This window comes from Bradyrhizobium sp. LTSP849 (genome assembly GCF_000938255.1).
In the GTDB taxonomy this organism is placed as follows: domain Bacteria; phylum Pseudomonadota; class Alphaproteobacteria; order Rhizobiales; family Xanthobacteraceae; genus Bradyrhizobium.
This window is the reverse complement of record NZ_JYMR01000055.1, coordinates 1-15136: the sequence shown is the minus strand read 5'-3', so window position 1 is coordinate 15136 and position 15136 is coordinate 1. Positions and strand designations below refer to the sequence as shown.

The following is a 15136-nucleotide window of genomic DNA, read 5'->3' as shown; positions in this document are numbered from 1 at the left end:
CGTTGCAAACTGAACTGTGCGTCATACGAACATTCACATTTGCGTACTCGTTGCTGCCGTGGTGTCCGGCTTGAAGGTGAGGCCGAGCACGGCGATGGTCTTGCCGCGCAACGAACCGCCGAGCGGCTGGCTCACCTTGCGCGCCATCGCGCGCTTGCGGTTCTCTTTGACCGCAAGCACTGATTCGACGATGCGTCAGGATACGTCGTAGTCTTTGCGCGATCTTGATTAGCGCGTTGGTGTCCTTCGGGAAGCAGGAGCCGCCAAAACCCGGACCGGCGTGCAGGAACTTGGTGCCGATGCGGTTGTCGAGGCCAATGCCACGCGCGACTTCCTGCACATTGGCGCCAACTTTCCCGGAAAGGTCCGCAATCTCGTTGATGAACGTGATCTTGGTCGCCAGGAACGCGTTCGCCGCGTATTTGATCATCTCCGCGGTGCGCCCTCCGTGAACATCAGTGGCGCCTGATTCAGCGACAGCGGCCGACAAACGTCGCACACTCACCTTGCGGCCGCGCGCGTCGGAGGTGCCGACGACGACACGATCCGGGAACATGAAGTCGCGGATCGCCGCGCCCTCGCGCAAGAATTCGGGCGTCGACGCGACGACGACGTCAGCCAGGGGATTGGCCTCGCGGATGATGCGCTCGACCTCGTCGCCGGTGCCGACCGGAACGGCCTGTGCCGATCATGGCGATGCGCATGAAGAAGTCCTCTTAGTTAACGGCGATGTCCACTGAATATCTCATTGCATTTCCAAATCTGCCCGCACGCCCAACATTAGGGCACGCTGCTGTTCGCAGAATAGACCTTAACCGCTCCGGACCGGAAGCAAATCGTCATCCGCGGCGCGGAACAGCATGCGATTGCCACAACCTACCGAAGCAACCGAGGGCCCTGTAGGCAGGAACGGCGGTGGCGGGAAGGCCGCCTCCTTAAGGGCGACTGACAGCGCTCAAAATGAGCGGCGGACTAGGCCTCGAGATCTTGATTAGAGCTGATCCTGGTTGTTTGAACAGAATCTCCGCGTCGATAAGTGTAGAAGTCGAGATACCGGCCAATCGAGCTTCGCGCCCGATAGACCTCCTCGTATTTGACGCTCTTCCACAGCCTCTCAACGAACACGTTGTCTCGCCATGCCCCTTTGCCATGACGCGTGAGAGCATCGTCTAATGTCTCGACGCAAAAGGCCGCCTCCATCGTGATCGACAGCCACCAGGACAGGACGTGTCGTTCCGTCCAGCACACCACGGCGAGATAGATAATGCCTTGCGCCATTGGAATACACGTGATGTCCATGGCCCAGACTTGGTTCGGGTGCGCAATCTCTAGGCGCGCAGCAGATACGGATGGATCGTGTGGCCAGGCGCGGGCTTGGTGGTGCGCGGACGGCGATACAGCGCTTTTATCCCCATCTGCCGAATCAGCGTCTTCACATGACGGCGGCCGATCGTGCACCCTGCGAAGCCAGCAGGCCGCGCAACGCGAACCGGCGAGAGGGAACTCCAGGTGCAGCCGATCGAGCTGTCGCATGATAGTGAGGTCGGCGGACGAAGCGGGCCGTGGATAATAAACGCGGCCCCGGCTGATCTTCAAAATCTCGGCCTGCTTGGCGATCGACAGCTGGTGCTCACGGTCGATCATCCCTTTGCGCTCAGCAATCCGCCTTGGTGAGCGCGCATTCTAGAAAATCGTTCTCCATGTCCGTCAGCCCTCCGATCTTGGCATGAAGCGACTTCACATCGATCGCGGTAATGGCCGGTGTCCCGCCTACCGATCCGAAAATATCGAAGGCGCTGCGTAGAAAAGATTTCCCCATCCCCTACGAATGCGTCTTCACCTTCTATTTTATAGCCTAGAAAGTTAGTCTATCTTGTCCAGAGCTTATGGATATGGTCCAAGTGCAAGTTTTGTGTTACGTCCTTTTACCAATTATAGGGTAGGGGCAGCTCGCATGTCGATTGAGTTGGCGGACCGATTGGTGGTCAGAATGCAAAAGAACCTCATCGAAAAGATGCAAAGAATCCCACATGTGGAATTTCTCGACCTCTAAGAAAATCCAAAAGGCTCGTGGACGAAAAAAGATCGCCTATATCGTTAGTGAGTACCCTAAGATCAGTCACAGCTTCATTCGGCGAGAAATAGTTGCTCTTGAGAAGCTGGGTTGGAATATTGTTCGTTTTGCTATTCGAGGGTGGAACGATCAGTTAGTCGATGCGGCTGACTTGATTGAGCGTGATGTAACAACGTATGTTTTGAAACAGGGCATCGCCTCTCTGTTTGTGTCAGTTTTGGTTTTAGCTGCATCAAGGCCTGCAAAATTCTCGCAAGCGGCATCGCTCGCTCTCAGAATGGTCAGGCGCTCAGATCGATCTGCTCTCCTTCATCTTATATATTTTATCGAAGCTTGCTGGCTTTCCAGGCGTTTGCTGAAGAGCGAAATAGGACATCTTCACGCTCACTTCGGCTCAAACCCAGCTGAGGTGGCGATGCTCGCAAGCCGAATTTCCGGTGTTTCGTTTAGTTTCACGGTCCACGGCCCTGAGGAATTTGATAAAGTAGTAGGTCTTCACCTCGCTGAAAAGATACGCCAGTCGAGTTTTGTTGTTGCAATTAGTTCATTCGGAAGGAGTCAGCTATATAGAGCGGTTGACTACCTACAGTGGCCAAAGATCAAAGTCGTCCACTGCGGTATTGATGGCGTCTTCAAAGGTAGTGCTCCAAAACTTGCAACCAATTGCAATCGCCTGGTTTGCGTCGGCCGCTTGTCTGAACAGAAGGGGCAAGCTCTACTCATCGCTGCTGCCGCGGCACTTCGGGATGAAGGACTACACTTCGAATTGGTGTTCGTTGGGGACGGAGCGCAGCGGCAAGCGTTGGAGCGTTTGATACAGACGCATGAGCTCGGTAGTATGGTTTCGATTTTTGGATGGGCCGACGCCACCACAGTTCGCCAAGAGATTGTTTCTTCCCGAGCGTTAGTGCTTCCTAGCTTTGCGGAAGGTTTACCAGTGGTACTCATGGAGGCCATGGCGCTCGGTCGCCCGGTAATTACAACGTATGTTGCAGGGCATCCAGAGTTAGTCGTGAACGAACAAACCGGCTGGCTGGTGCCTGCAGGTTCAGTCCAGGAGCTTTGCGACGCTATCAGAAGTTGCTTGACGGCGTCCGACGAGAAAATCGGAGAGATGGGCGCGATAGGGCGGACTCGATCACTTGATCGGCACGACGTGGACATCGAAGCCGCGAAGTTGGGGGAGCTATTTGACGAGGCGCTTCGATGCGTAGTTTGATCGAAAGCTTTTTTGCGATGTTTCTTATTCTTACACCAATTTTATCGAAGTTCTTTCTACACCTCTGTTGTCGCAGTGAGCTGCTGCCGGTTTGATGGACACCGGGTTAAGCTAATCCCACCTTGCGCTTGAACTCAACAGGGCTGAGATACCCGATCGTCGAATGACGCCGGACCGCGTTATAGAACCGCTCGGTGTAGTCGAACACATCTGCTCTGGCCTCGTTCCTGGTGCGATAGGCTTTGCGCTCCGTCGTCCGGTTTTCAGCGTGGGCCAATCGGCACGCTGGTCGAGCGCACGACGCGCTTCACGATGCTATTGCACCTTCCCCGGTTGGCGGGGCATATGGCGAAGCTCCGCGCGCGAAGAACGGGCCTGCGCTCGCGGGACACGGGGCCGAAGCGGTGCGCGAGACGATAACGCGCACCGTCATCACCTTGCCCGAAGAACTGCGTCGCCTGCTGACCTGGGATCAGGGAGCCGAAATGGCCCAACACGATCGTCTCAAGATCGATGCGGGTATCCAGGTCTACTTCTGCGACCCGCAAAGCCCTTGCCAGCGCGCACTAACAAGGACACCAACCGGTTGCTGCCACTATTTCCCGAAGGGCGCAGACCTGGGCATCCACGGCGCCAACGAGATATCCGCTGCGGCAGACGCCCTCAATGCCCGACCGAGAATCAGACCAGTCTGGAAGACGCCGGCGGAGGCGCTTGACGCATTGCTATCATGAGTGAAAATAGCTCATGTGCGACGATACCCGCCGGTGCTCGCTGAATTCTCCGGCTAAACAACGGATTGAAAAGAATGAATGGGCTCGATGAGCGGGTTGCAGGGTTTCCTGATACGAGCATGATTACGTGCTCGTTTCGTGGTGACTATGAGATATGTTCTATGCTGTGCGAGAGCATCGATCGGTTTGTTCCTGAACCGATAAAACACACAGTGTATGTTCCCGAATCGGATTTGGCTCTGTTTGAGCCTCTCGCGAATAGCAGAAGATCAATTGTTTCAGAAGATGCGCTACTTCCGCGCTGGTTCTGGAAATTGCCGCTGCCTAGCTCGCAGTGGCGTCGTCGGCTTTTGTTGCCTCGGAGGAATTTTTACCTAACGCCCTATAGTTTGCCTGTCAGGGGGTGGATCGCTCAGCAAATGATGAAAATAGCTGCGGCAGCACAATCATCTAATGAGATTGTCTTGCACATCGACAGCGATATTTTGTTTGTGCGTCAGTTGTCCGTTAGCGAGCTTTTTCCTCATGTGGACCGTGCGAGGCTCTATCGGCAAGCGTCCGCGAATGCAAACTCCCATCGCTTATGGCATCTATCAGCTAGTAAGTTGTTGGGTCTTCCCGCGGATGAGTTTCACGACGGTGAATACGTAGACTCGATAGTCCTGTGGCGGCGGTCCGTCGTCCATAAGATGATTGAGCGCATTGAGGGCGTTGCAAAAGTTGATTGGCAGGTGATTCTCGGCAGAACAAAGCATTTTTCTGAATATATTTTGTACGGTGTATTTGCGGAGCGAGTGATGGGTCTTGAAGATGCAAAGCTCTCAATTGCGCCAAAATCGCTCTGTCATACTCGTTGGACTGATGCATTCTTGAGTGTCGATGATGAAACGAACTTCATTAATTCGATTGATCCGCGCATGATCGGGATTTGCATTCAGTCAACCATTCCGCTGCCCATGTCTAAGCGGCGTGATCTATTTGATCGAGCGGTTTCGTTTCTAGCGGCCTCTAGAACCGCATAGAAAATTTAGGGGCTTTGAGTTCGGTCCCTCGTTTCGCTTAAAAGGGTATCTGTACCTTATGTCGGGCGCTTTTGTTGTCCGGCCAGCTTGTGTTAGTGAGATTGTTAGTATTTCAATTGGCGGAGCGCGCCGGTTGTTGGCGCAATGGGAACCACTGAAAATGAAGCATGCAATTGTGAGCGCGTGCCTTACAGCCGGCATCTCGGTCGCCAAGCAGTCTGATCGATCGGCAGTAAGGAATCTTATTTCGCGACTCCATCCGTTTTCGACGGAGAGGGATCTTGTTCGCCTCGGAAGTCGAGGTGATGGTGGCTATCTTGCGCCAGATGACTTTGTAGGAATTTCGGCTTGCTTTTCTCCGGGCGTAGACGATCGGGCAAGCTTTGAACAAGATATGATCGATCGCAGCATTCCTTGTTTTATGGCGGATGCTTCGGTCTCAGGGCCTCCAATTGACGGGCCGATGGTTCACTTCGTCAAGAAATTCATTGGAGTGACTAATACTCCAGAGACCATCACGCTTGATAATTGGGTTGAAGAAAATAGGCCGGGCGATGATGATCTTTTACTGCAGATGGACATTGAGGGGGCAGAATGGCCAGTGTTGCTTAATGTAAGCAACAAAACGCTTCGTCGATTCCGAATTATTGTGATTGAATTTCACGATATGGAGCGATTAATGGACAAGCAGGCCTTTCAAATTATTAAGGCGGTCTTTGAAAGGCTGCTTGAGAATTTTTATGTCGTCCACAATCATCCAAACAACTACGGCCGTAATGTTCGTTGTGGTCAAATTGTAATTCCGCGGGTTCTTGAGATGACCTTGATCAGGAAAGATCGAGTTAAATCGAAGCGTTACTCGCAGTCTTTTCCGCATCCACTGGATGCCAAAAATGATCCCAGCTATCCGGATACCCCGCTTCCACCGAGTTGGTTTCGCGGTGATGTATGATGCGCGCAACTTGATTTGGACCGGCTGCAACCGCGGCCGTTGACGAGGTTGAGAGCCGATCCCGGAAATCTGAACAAGACGACAAGTGGAATTTTTTGCCTGACCACGGCGATAGTCGCCAAACATCAGGCGCAGGATTCCGTCCAAACTTTCGCCGTTGTCCCCTCCGATACCAACCTGGCTGCTTTCGAAGTCGATGAAGCTAAGGCCGTGCCGAGAGCCATCGAAGGCGACTGATCTTCCCTAGAAAAAGTTGACGGGCTTAGCCGGCAAGCGATCCATCACGATTAGAGCGCAGCGAAGATGCAGACTGAGAGGACGGAAACTGCTATCGACGATTGCCGGGGTCCGAGCCTTCAGGAACACTCAGTCCTGAAGCGCGCGAACTCACTGCCCCTGATGGAGTGGACAATAGATTCGACTCTCGCGAGCGTGCGAGGCAAGGTCCCCCTTTGTGGGGTTTATTCATGCAAACGTTGATCGCCGAACCCGCGCGACAAAATGCGTCCCTTCTCTCCGTACAGGTTTTACGCGGAATCGCGGCCGTTTTGGTGGTGATGCATCACGCCGGACGTGCCGTCACGGTACATTGGCCCACTCAGTGGCCTAAGCCGTCATTGTGGTTATTCAGCTCCGAGAGCCTAATCGCAATAGGAGCTGTGGGCGTCGATATATTCTTCGTGATCAGCGGCTTCATCATGGTTCTCGTGTCGTCGCCGTACAGATCCGGAGCAAAGCCACCGCGCGATTTTCTGATAAGGCGTCTCATCCGCATCTACCCGATGTACGCACTCACCACCTTGTCTTTGGTCGCCATGGCCGCAGTACATTTTTATCGTCATCGTGACGAGGCGTTTTCCTTCTCAGCGGCCAGGATCATCGATGCATTAGCCTTTATTCCTTCGTTCAACGAAAAGGGGCTAGTCCAACCGATTTTGGGGCAAGGATGGACTCTCTTTTACGAGATGTTTTTTTATTTGTGCTTTACCATCGTGTTGACGTTCTCGAAACGCCATCTGCTGCTGCCGCTAGTCGCGACCTTTGGGACCACCCTCATAGTCACGCGCGCAATCGGAGCAAAGGACAGCGCAATCCTGACTTTTCTTAGTGACACGATCATAATCGAATTTCTTTTTGGCTGCGCAGTCGGCCTCTTATTTCAACGCGATGCGCTTCACTCACGTCTCCGATTTGTGACGCTTGGCTTCGGTGTCGCTGGATTTGCCACCTCTTTGCCGTTTGGCATGCCCGAAGATCTAAGATTTTTGATCTGGGGTGTGCCAGCGTCACTTCTGCTGATCTCTTTCCTCCAATTCGAGAAGGCTCATCTCCGTTGGCCGCATTGGCTGCTTGTGATTGGAAACGCCTCGTACTCCATTTACTTGCTTCACGTGTACTTCGTATACCAGCTCAGAGACATAATCGTGAAAAGCACGCCGCGGCTGGCCGCACTTTCAGGCGATGCTCTCCTCATCGGTCTTTCTATCGTTGCAGTCGCTCTCGGGACCGCCGTCTATCTCCTGGTTGAAAGACACATCAATGCGGGACTGAACGGCGCCTACCGCGGCTTGATGAAGACCACAATGAAAGGCTGACGACAGATACCTCAATGCGTACTGACAAGTCCCGCGGCCGGAGCAGTCGAGAACGTCAGCGTGATATTCGTCGCGTCCACGGTCCAAGAGAGCGGACGTCCTTGCCTTACCCGCGTTCCGCCCTTGAAGAGAGCGCACCACGCCGTGAGGCTACTCAATTTAACAGTAAACTGGACTTGAGTGCGGCGCAGGTGATCATTCCCCGCAACGCGAAGTTTATCTGCGACGCTTCAATCATGCCGCACTCCCTTCCGTGTCCGCCCAGGGACAAAGTGCACCTGATCGGCAGAGCTGCCATCATTCCCCATTGTGCAGCGCGATTGGCTCACCCGCCTGGGGTTAGGTTAAGTTCACCATCGCGGACGGCGCCACCGACTTCCTCGCCGGCGACAATTTCACGTTGCCGGTGACCGCCGTCAGCGTGTCCTATAAGGTCTGGCCGCTGAACTTCGCCGCGACGGACGGCAGCCAGAACGCCCTGGAGGTGTGGCTGTCGAAGAAAACCGCGCTCAACGGCGGCGCCGATCAGACCATTGTGGCGCCGCGGCGTGGCCCCTCCATCGTCGATTCCCGTTTCCTGATTTGGCTGTCCGGTGCGACGGCGGATCAGATCGCAGCCGCAAGCGAGCAGTTGATGGCGAACGGCATCGTGCCGCGCTCGTCGTAAGCACTTTCCCCGCGTCCCGTGAGCCATCGCGGGGCGCCGTTCCTTGTTGCGACTTCCCTTCACCCCGACGACGCCGGCTCGGCCTGGCGCGCAAACCCTGAGGATTTGACCCCATGGTCGACAGTCTCGATACCGTCAATTTTCCATTCACCTCGATCCAGCTCTCGGGATCGATCAACCGCATCCCGATCAATTACGGGCTGCTGAATGCGCTCAATCTGTTTCCGTCGGAGGGCTCGATCTCGACCATCATCGAGATCGTGATCGAGGATGGCGCCATTCGCGTGTTGCCGGCCAAGGAGCGCGGCTCGGCGGCGACGCCTGGCGATCGTGGCGGCCGCAAGTCGACGTTCATCGAGTGCCCGCATTTCCCGGCCGAGGATTTGATCACGCCGCGTGATTTGCAGAACATGATCTCCATCGTCAACGGGACCAAGGGCGTGCGGACGCTCGGTGATGAGGTGGCCAAGCGCCTGTTCAACATCCGCAACAAGCACACCATCACCCGCGAGTGGCTGCGCATGGGTGCGCTGAAGGGCTTGGTGACGGACGGCAATGGTGCGACGCTGGTCGACCTCTATGCCACCTTCGGCATCACCAAGGTCACCATCGACTTCCTGCTCGGCGGCGCCGGTACCGACATCATCGACAAGTGCACGCAATTGCGCACCTCGATCGCCAACAATTTGAAAGGCGAGGTCATGTCGTCGGTCGAGGTCATCGTCTCGACGTCGTTTTTCAACAAGCTCATCCAGCACGCCAAGGTCGAGAAATTCTGGCTGAACTGGCAGGGAGCACAGGCGCTGGCACAGCCGGCCTTTGCGCCCGGCACCGGCCCGATCGACCGCAACGGCCAGCCGACCGCGCTGGGACGTTCCTTCGTGTTCCAGCAGATCTTGTTCCGCGAGTACAACGGGCAGGCGCCGATCGGCACCACGCGCACGCTGACCCCGTTCGTGCCGGTTGACTACGGCTATGCCTATCCCGCCGGCACCATGGACACGTTCGAGACCTGGGATGCGCCGGCGAACGACATCCGTGCGGTCAACCAGCCCGGTCAGGAAATCTGGATTTCGCCGGAGATCCTCAAGCATGGCGAGGGCGTCGAGCTGAAGCCGCAGTCCAACCCGCTCGCCATCTGCAAGCGGCCGGAAGCGCTGGTCGAAGTCATGGCCTCGAACTGATCTGCACAAAGGGTCAAACGAGGCTCCGTGGCCGTGGAGGGCCGCTGGTCAACCTTGACGGGTGCCTCAAAAAAGGCTAGTCGCCCTCAGGTCGCACGCTGCGCCTTCGGAGCCTTGGAGATGGCAATTAGTCCTCCGGATGTCGTGCCGACATCCGGGGAAACAATGATCTGACGAAGGGGATTTTGAGATGCCGAGCGAAATTCTGGCGGTCGGAACCACCGCCACAAATTCCGGCGATCAAGTTGTTGCAGCCGGATCGACCCTGACAGTGTGCTTGAAGGATTCGGCTGGTCCCGATGTCGGCGTGACGGCGCGGGTCGATATCCTGCTCAAGGACGATGCCGGCCAGTATTTTACGGTCGATACGCTCGATTATCGCCGCCGTGCAGTGCAGCTCGTCGCAGCCGGCACATATCGGTTTAGCCGCGTTGCCAGCGTTGATGCCTGCGGGCTTTTTAGTGGTTAAGGCTGCGCAAGCGATTAGCCGCGAGCTGACGCAGCCGCTTACGGCGGCGTTGACCGTGGACGCTGTCCTTGGGAGAGCGAGTACGCCACTACCCGTGGTGCCGAACTATAACAATTTCACCGGCTCGAATCTCAGTCAGTGGTTGTCTGCGCAGGCAGCGAAGAACGCCGGAACGCGCAATTCCGTGATGCTTCCTTATGGAGACAGCACCGTTGCTGGCGTCGGCGCCGGGACGGGGGCAAATGGGGTTGTGAATGGGAAAGTAGGGTCGTGGCCTAGCATCTTGGCCGGACTATTGTCTGGTGGAAGCGCAACCAGCGTGTTCGGCGACAACTATATCTCTTCTATTGCAGGAGAGACGGTCTACATTTTTGATCCCACCGTGACCGGAACGTGGGTAGCCAACACCAACGGCAAGACGTTGGGCTATTACCTAAACACGACCGTAGTCAACACAAACACGTTGGTTTGGGCGCCAGCAACGCAGTGCGACACGCTGGTAATTGGCTGGGGCACCCACGCAACCAACGGCGTGATGGTCGTCAAGGACGAGAGCAACAATACGCTTGCTACCTTAAACCAAAACGCTGCCGACTCAATGCGCGAAAATATCGTCACGCTGCCCGGTGGTTTGGGCGTCCATACGTTTACAGTGACGCTATCTAGCGGGAGCAATGTCAATCTTGGCTACTTGCGAGTATACAATTCCGCTGTCAAAGAAACGACAGTGCTAACTAGTGGTTGTGCCGGGCTAAACTCCACTCAGTTGATTTCGACGACCCTCGCTTATTCGCCGATTAACTCTATGAAGTTCATCGCGCCAGACTTGACCTTGATCGAAGGTGGCGTCGTTAACGATTGGCTACAGGCCATCCCTCTCGCGACGAGCCTTTCCAATTTACAGGCGCAAATTACCGCAGCAAAGCTGAGTGGCAGTGCGATCATGGTATCGCCGCCCGTAGGCCAACCCGGCATCGCCTATGCTACTCAAGCCCAGTATGTCGCGCAAATGAAGTCGCTGGCCTACAGCAATAACATTCCATTTATTGACGTGTGGAACGGCGTTTTCGGCGGCACATATCAGGCTTCGCTAATGTTCGACACTAAGCACTGCAATACGGCCGGATATACTGCCATCGCGAATTTTATCGTGCCTGCTTTGGCCGCAGGGTTTAAGGCTGCCTGAGAGGGTTCGGCCTCACCACTGATCGTTGGCCCAATCGTCTGCGGACTGCGGGTCTTGTTGATATTCCCAGCGACCACCGTGACCTCGCCGGCGCCAGGTCTTACTTGGATTTAGCGCTGACGATGTCCACCCGCCATCGACAGTTCGTCGCGGGATGATTGGCGCTCTGCATTCGTGCCAGATGAGTTCGTGATCTGGGAATTTCCTGTCCCAATTATTGAAAAACATAAAAGCGGCCCCGTGAAAGTCCGCAGGCTACTGCGGGTTGCGCCGCACAATCAACCGGGCGTTTGCGTGTGTCCCCTCCCTGCGAGTAAGAGCATCAACAACCCGGGCCATCTCGATATTTTGACCATGAAGCATCTGAGGGGCGCCATTTATGACGGCGGCCCCACCTATAAGCCGGCTTACAGCGGGGTTTGAAGCGAGTGTATTCACGCTAGTGATCTTTAAGCGGATGAACCCACATCTCGCCGCGAGTAAAGCGGGTTTCATGTGAGGGGGTGGCATTCCCCCAGAGCAAATCGATAGCGTCTTCTCGACCAAAAAACACGACGGGGTCGAAATGGAAGCCGAGCAGCAGCCGGCCCCTCTTTTCGTCTCCGGCGAATTTCTCTAGTTCTTCAAGCAATTTCTGACTTCGCTTTTTCGAAATTTCCGCCACTGCTGTCGACGCAGAAGAGGACAGCTCTGTCAGATCCGGTATGAGGTCATTCCGAAAGGCAGCTCTATGGCAAACTCCCTGGAGTCCAACGGTGTTCTGGTTGCCGTCTTCGGAGTAAAGAAATACCGCCCGCTCTTGAAGCCATGTCTTCGCAAAATCCGAGCAAGACGTTTTTCCCCGCATAGCTAACATGAGATGTTCCTCTAACCTGTGTCAGCCCGATATCGGGTATGTTTGCGCCTGCCGGCAGTTGCCTGCTTCCATATCGTTAATTCCGCGAAATCCCGGGCTATTCTCGAGTGTTGGTCAGTGGCGTCGCTTTCGACTGCATGCGGTGAACGCACTGCTGACGGAGACTGGAGTGCCGCGTGTCACGATCTCTACTTCAAGGTGCAAAATGTTTCGTATCGGACTTCAAACCACGGTTCTTCTTGTGTTGTCATCTTCGTCGGCGCTGGCCGGCGGAACGTGCCTCTTGCATCCAGAACCATTCAAGCTCCAATCCGATACGGTCCATTGGTCGATCAAAATCGCCTCGGGTGGTCAATGTATCCAGGGCTTGCGCTGGTCGACGATCATGATCGATAATGTCGCCATCACGGAGATGCCCAAATCAGGGCAGATCGTCATTCAAGGACCGTCGTTTCGCTACTTGTCGAATCCTGGTGCGCGCGGAAGCGACTTCTTCAAGCTGAGCATCACGGGAACGTCGATGCGCATCTCAGGCACCTCGTCGATCGAGGTCGAGATAAGCGCGGAGTAAGCTTGGGTCCGTATGAAAATGGCGCCCGCTGACCCGCCAAGGTTTCTTTCATGTCACTAGCGCCAGCACACGATCAATCGATGCCCGATGCTGTAGCAGGGTAAGCGCTGTTCAGCGGCCACCTACCGGATGATGGGGTGATCTGCGAGTCTGCGGTTCGATTTGGACCGTTAGGCTTAGAATGGACACAGTGCATACTGCTATCACGGAGCCGGTACGGCGGCTTGAGGTCTTCACCGGCGCCGGCCGTCGGCGGAAGTGGAGCGACGAGGACAAGGCGCGGATCGTCGCGGAGATTGTGGCGAGCGGCGACTCGGTCTGTTCGGTAGCCCGACGGCATGGATTGTCACCGCAGCAGTTGTTTGGCTGGCGACGTCAGTTGCGAGAGGCAGCAGGCGGTCATTCCGAAATAGAAGAAGTGCAGTTTGTGCCGGCGGTGGTGGATGTCGCAGTGCCGGCGCCTGCTCTTGGCCGGGAGCGCAAAGTGGCGCGCTGCAAACCCAAACCGGATGTCCGAACTTGCCGTTGCGATGCCGGGATCATCGAGATCGAAGTCGACGGCATCACGATCCGGGCCGGTCGTGGTGCGGACACGGCAATGATTGCGTCGATCGTCCAGGCGCTGAAGGCGAGCCGGTGATCGGTCCGTCGGGTGCGGTCCGGGTGATGGTGGCGACCAAACCGGTGGACTTCCGCAAGGGGATGGAAGGGCTTGCGACCCTGGTGCGCGAGAGCATGGGGGCTGACCCATTCTCGGGAGCTGTCTATGTGTTCCGTGCCAAGCGGGCGGATCGGATCAAGCTGGTGTTCTGGGACGGAACGGGTCTGTGCCTGTTCGCCAAACGGCTTGAGGATGGGATCTTCCGCTGGCCGAAGATCGAGGACGGCGTGATGCGTCTGTCGGCGGCGCAATTGTCGGCGCTGTTGGAAGGGCTCGACTGGCGGCGTGTCCACGAGGTACGGGAGACGCCAGCGCCAACGCAAGCCGGATAGTTGTTGGCAGCGCTGCGGCGAAGTGAATCAGGGGCATCGAGCGCGTCGCCAGATGGCGGCGAATATGCTCTGAATTGCGTGTGAGCGACGCCCTGCCTGACGATCCCGAGACGCTGAAAGCGATGCTGCTTGCCGAGCGGTGCGAGAGCGAACGGCTGCGTCAGATCATCAAGGAATTGCAGCGGCATCGGTTCGGCCGGCGGGCAGAGACCTTGCCTGAAGATCAGATGCTGCTGGGCCTGGAAGATGTCGAGCAGGTCGCAGCGTACAGCGAGACGGCGCAGGACGTCAGCGCACCTGAAAGCCGTGAGGCTCGGGCTCGCAAGCGCCGGATCAACCGTGGCGCCTTGCCAGCGCACTTGCGGCGGATCGAGGTCGTCGTCGATATCGACAATAAGATCTGCTCCTGTTGCCAGGGCGAGTTGCACCGGATCGGCGAGGATAGAAGTGAGCGGCTGGACCTGGTCCCGGCGCAGTTCCGGATCCTCGTCACCCGGCGTCCCAAATACGCCTGCCGGGCTTGCGAGGACGGTGTCATGCAGGCGCCGGCCCCGGCCCGGCTGATCGAGGGTGGTCTGCCGACCGAGGCCACCGTCGCCCAGGTCCTGGTCTCCAAATATGCCGATCACCTGCCACTCTACCGGCAGGCGCAGATTTACGCCCGCCAGGGCATTGAGCTTGATCGTTCGACGCTGGCGGACTGGGTGGGACAGGCAGCCTTCCATCTGCGCCCGTTGCATGAGCGGCTCCTTGGCAAGCTCAGGCAGCGGCCAAAGCTGTTCGCCGACGAGACGACGATGCCGGTGCTCGATCCCGGCCGCGGGCGCACCAAGACCGGTCAGCTCTGGGCCTATGCGGCGGACGACCGGCCATGGGGCGGTGCCGATCCGCCGGGCGTCGCCTATGTCTATGCGCCCGACCGCAAGGCCGACCGACCGATCGCTCATCTGGCAGGCTTCAAGGGGATCCTGCAGGTCGACGGCTATGCCGGCTATGGCAGGCTCGCCGAGCGTGGCAACGTTCAGCTTGCATTCTGCTGGTCGCACATGCGGCGTAACTTCTACGAACTTGCCACCCCCGGTCCTGCGCCTATTGCGAGCGAGGCGCTCAAGCATATCGCCGAGTTCTATGCCATCGAGAAGGACATCCGCGGCCGCAGCGCCGAGGAACGTCGTCTCGTTCGACAACAGAAAAGCCGGCCGCTGGCGGAAGCCTTCGAGCTGTGGCTCCGCGCAAAGCTCGCGTTGATCAGCCAAAAGGGCAAGCTGGCAGACGCCATCCGTTATGCGCTCTCACGCTGGGATGGCCTGACGCGCTTCATCGATGATGGCCGTATCGAGCTCGACAATAACGCCGTCGAGCGCTCGATCCGTCCGATCACGTTGAACCGTAAAAATGCGCTGTTCGCAGGCTCCGACGGCGGTGCCGAGCACTGGGCCACCATCGCCTCCCTGGTCGAAACCTGTAAGCTGAACGACCTCGATCCGCTTGCCTACCTGACCGACGTCCTCACCAGGATCGTCAATGGTCATCCGAATAGCGAGATCGATCAGTTGCTTCCGTGGGCCTATTGCCGTCACGACCTCAGAGCTGTGGCCTGAAAACAGCGCTTAC

General features: G+C 56.7%; 13 protein-coding genes and 4 pseudogenes. 13 read left to right on the top strand and 4 right to left on the bottom strand.

Annotation, left to right across the window (positions count from 1 at the left end; all coding sequences use genetic code 11):
* Positions 1–60: 60 nt before the first annotated feature.
* Positions 61–676, bottom strand: a pseudogene (locus UB31_RS36105) (nucleotide sugar dehydrogenase); the annotation flags it as partial.
* 341 nt (positions 677–1017) lie between these two features.
* Positions 1018–1798, bottom strand: a pseudogene (locus tag UB31_RS41890) (transposase family protein); the annotation flags it as partial.
* A 232-nt stretch (positions 1799–2030) separates the two neighbouring features.
* Between UB31_RS41890 and UB31_RS36095 the strand changes: the two are divergent.
* Positions 2031–3293, top strand: coding sequence for a glycosyltransferase family 4 protein (locus UB31_RS36095; protein WP_045014307.1), 1263 nt, complete (start codon positions 2031–2033; stop codon positions 3291–3293).
* 106 nt (positions 3294–3399) lie between these two features.
* On the opposite strand, the pseudogene UB31_RS40975 reads toward UB31_RS36095, so the two are convergent.
* Positions 3400–3546, bottom strand: a pseudogene (locus UB31_RS40975) (IS3 family transposase); the annotation flags it as partial.
* 5 nt (positions 3547–3551) lie between these two features.
* Here UB31_RS40975 and UB31_RS36090 point away from each other — a divergent pair.
* The 8 genes and pseudogenes from UB31_RS36090 to UB31_RS36055 form a co-directional block, all read left to right on the top strand.
* Positions 3552–4027, top strand: a pseudogene (locus tag UB31_RS36090) (transposase); the annotation flags it as partial.
* Between the two features lie 74 nt (positions 4028–4101).
* Positions 4102–5049 (top strand): DUF6492 family protein, encoded by a 948-nt coding sequence (locus UB31_RS36085; protein WP_045014306.1) that lies wholly within the window; start codon positions 4102–4104, stop codon positions 5047–5049.
* A 160-nt stretch (positions 5050–5209) separates the two neighbouring features.
* Entirely contained in the window at positions 5210–6001 is a 792-nt protein-coding gene (locus UB31_RS40970) for an FkbM family methyltransferase (protein WP_197090899.1), read from the top strand.
* Between the two features lie 467 nt (positions 6002–6468).
* On the top strand, positions 6469–7596 hold the full coding sequence (locus UB31_RS36075; RefSeq protein ID WP_045014304.1) for an acyltransferase family protein: 1128 nt from the start codon (positions 6469–6471) through the stop codon (positions 7594–7596).
* Positions 7597–8002: 406 nt separating this feature from the next.
* Entirely contained in the window at positions 8003–8263 is a 261-nt protein-coding gene (locus UB31_RS36070) for a head decoration protein (RefSeq protein WP_245306131.1), read from the top strand.
* A 113-nt stretch (positions 8264–8376) separates the two neighbouring features.
* Positions 8377–9447: a major capsid protein gene (locus tag UB31_RS36065; protein WP_045014302.1), complete on the top strand. Its 1071-nt coding sequence runs from the start codon at positions 8377–8379 to the stop codon at positions 9445–9447.
* Positions 9448–9637: 190 nt separating this feature from the next.
* Positions 9638–9916 (top strand): hypothetical protein, encoded by a 279-nt coding sequence (locus UB31_RS42345; protein ID WP_045014301.1) that lies wholly within the window; start codon positions 9638–9640, stop codon positions 9914–9916.
* Positions 9891–11102 (top strand): SGNH/GDSL hydrolase family protein, encoded by a 1212-nt coding sequence (locus tag UB31_RS36055; RefSeq protein WP_349643883.1) that lies wholly within the window; start codon positions 9891–9893, stop codon positions 11100–11102. Before UB31_RS42345 ends, UB31_RS36055 begins: the two co-directional genes overlap by 26 nt.
* Positions 11103–11541: 439 nt before the next feature.
* On the opposite strand, the gene UB31_RS36050 is transcribed toward UB31_RS36055, so the two are convergent.
* Positions 11542–11958: a hypothetical protein gene (locus tag UB31_RS36050; RefSeq protein ID WP_045014299.1), complete on the bottom strand. Its 417-nt coding sequence runs from the start codon at positions 11956–11958 to the stop codon at positions 11542–11544.
* A gap of 205 nt (positions 11959–12163) precedes the next feature.
* On the opposite strand from UB31_RS36050, the gene UB31_RS36045 reads away from it, so the two are divergent.
* The 4 genes from UB31_RS36045 (at position 12164) to tnpC (ending at position 15123) form a co-directional block, all read left to right on the top strand.
* Positions 12164–12529: a hypothetical protein gene (locus UB31_RS36045; protein WP_045014298.1), complete on the top strand. Its 366-nt coding sequence runs from the start codon at positions 12164–12166 to the stop codon at positions 12527–12529.
* A 181-nt stretch (positions 12530–12710) separates the two neighbouring features.
* Positions 12711–13169 carry an IS66-like element accessory protein TnpA gene (tnpA, locus tag UB31_RS36040; protein WP_045005335.1) on the top strand — a complete coding sequence of 153 codons (459 nt, stop codon included), beginning with the start codon at positions 12711–12713 and terminating at the stop codon, positions 13167–13169.
* Positions 13166–13522, top strand: a complete 357-nt coding sequence (tnpB, locus tag UB31_RS36035; protein WP_045004130.1) for an IS66 family insertion sequence element accessory protein TnpB — start codon at positions 13166–13168, stop codon at positions 13520–13522. The genes tnpA and tnpB overlap by 4 nt, the downstream gene beginning before the upstream one ends.
* Before the next feature lie 122 nt (positions 13523–13644).
* Complete coding sequence (tnpC, locus tag UB31_RS36030) at positions 13645–15123, top strand: IS66 family transposase (RefSeq protein WP_045010987.1); 1479 nt, start codon at positions 13645–13647, stop codon at positions 15121–15123.
* Positions 15124–15136 lie beyond the last annotated feature (13 nt).

Bases quoted from the DNA above. Each gene is read 5' to 3' on its own strand.
- UB31_RS36075 (WP_045014304.1), top strand. From the start codon at position 6,469: ATGCAAACGTTGATCGCCGAACCCGCGCGACAAAATGCGTCCCTTCTC.
- UB31_RS36095 (WP_045014307.1), top strand. From the start codon at position 2,031: ATGTGGAATTTCTCGACCTCTAAGAAAATCCAAAAGGCTCGTGGACGA.
- UB31_RS42345 (WP_045014301.1), top strand. From the start codon at position 9,638: ATGCCGAGCGAAATTCTGGCGGTCGGAACCACCGCCACAAATTCCGGC.
- tnpC (WP_045010987.1), top strand. From the start codon at position 13,645: ATGCTGCTTGCCGAGCGGTGCGAGAGCGAACGGCTGCGTCAGATCATC.
- UB31_RS36050 (WP_045014299.1), bottom strand. From the start codon at position 11,958: ATGTTAGCTATGCGGGGAAAAACGTCTTGCTCGGATTTTGCGAAGACA.
- UB31_RS36045 (WP_045014298.1), top strand. From the start codon at position 12,164: ATGTTTCGTATCGGACTTCAAACCACGGTTCTTCTTGTGTTGTCATCT.
- UB31_RS36065 (WP_045014302.1), top strand. From the start codon at position 8,377: ATGGTCGACAGTCTCGATACCGTCAATTTTCCATTCACCTCGATCCAG.
- UB31_RS36055 (WP_349643883.1), top strand. From the start codon at position 9,891: ATGCCTGCGGGCTTTTTAGTGGTTAAGGCTGCGCAAGCGATTAGCCGC.
- UB31_RS40970 (WP_197090899.1), top strand. From the start codon at position 5,210: ATGAAGCATGCAATTGTGAGCGCGTGCCTTACAGCCGGCATCTCGGTC.
- tnpA (WP_045005335.1), top strand. From the start codon at position 12,711: ATGGACACAGTGCATACTGCTATCACGGAGCCGGTACGGCGGCTTGAG.
- UB31_RS36085 (WP_045014306.1), top strand. From the start codon at position 4,102: ATGAATGGGCTCGATGAGCGGGTTGCAGGGTTTCCTGATACGAGCATG.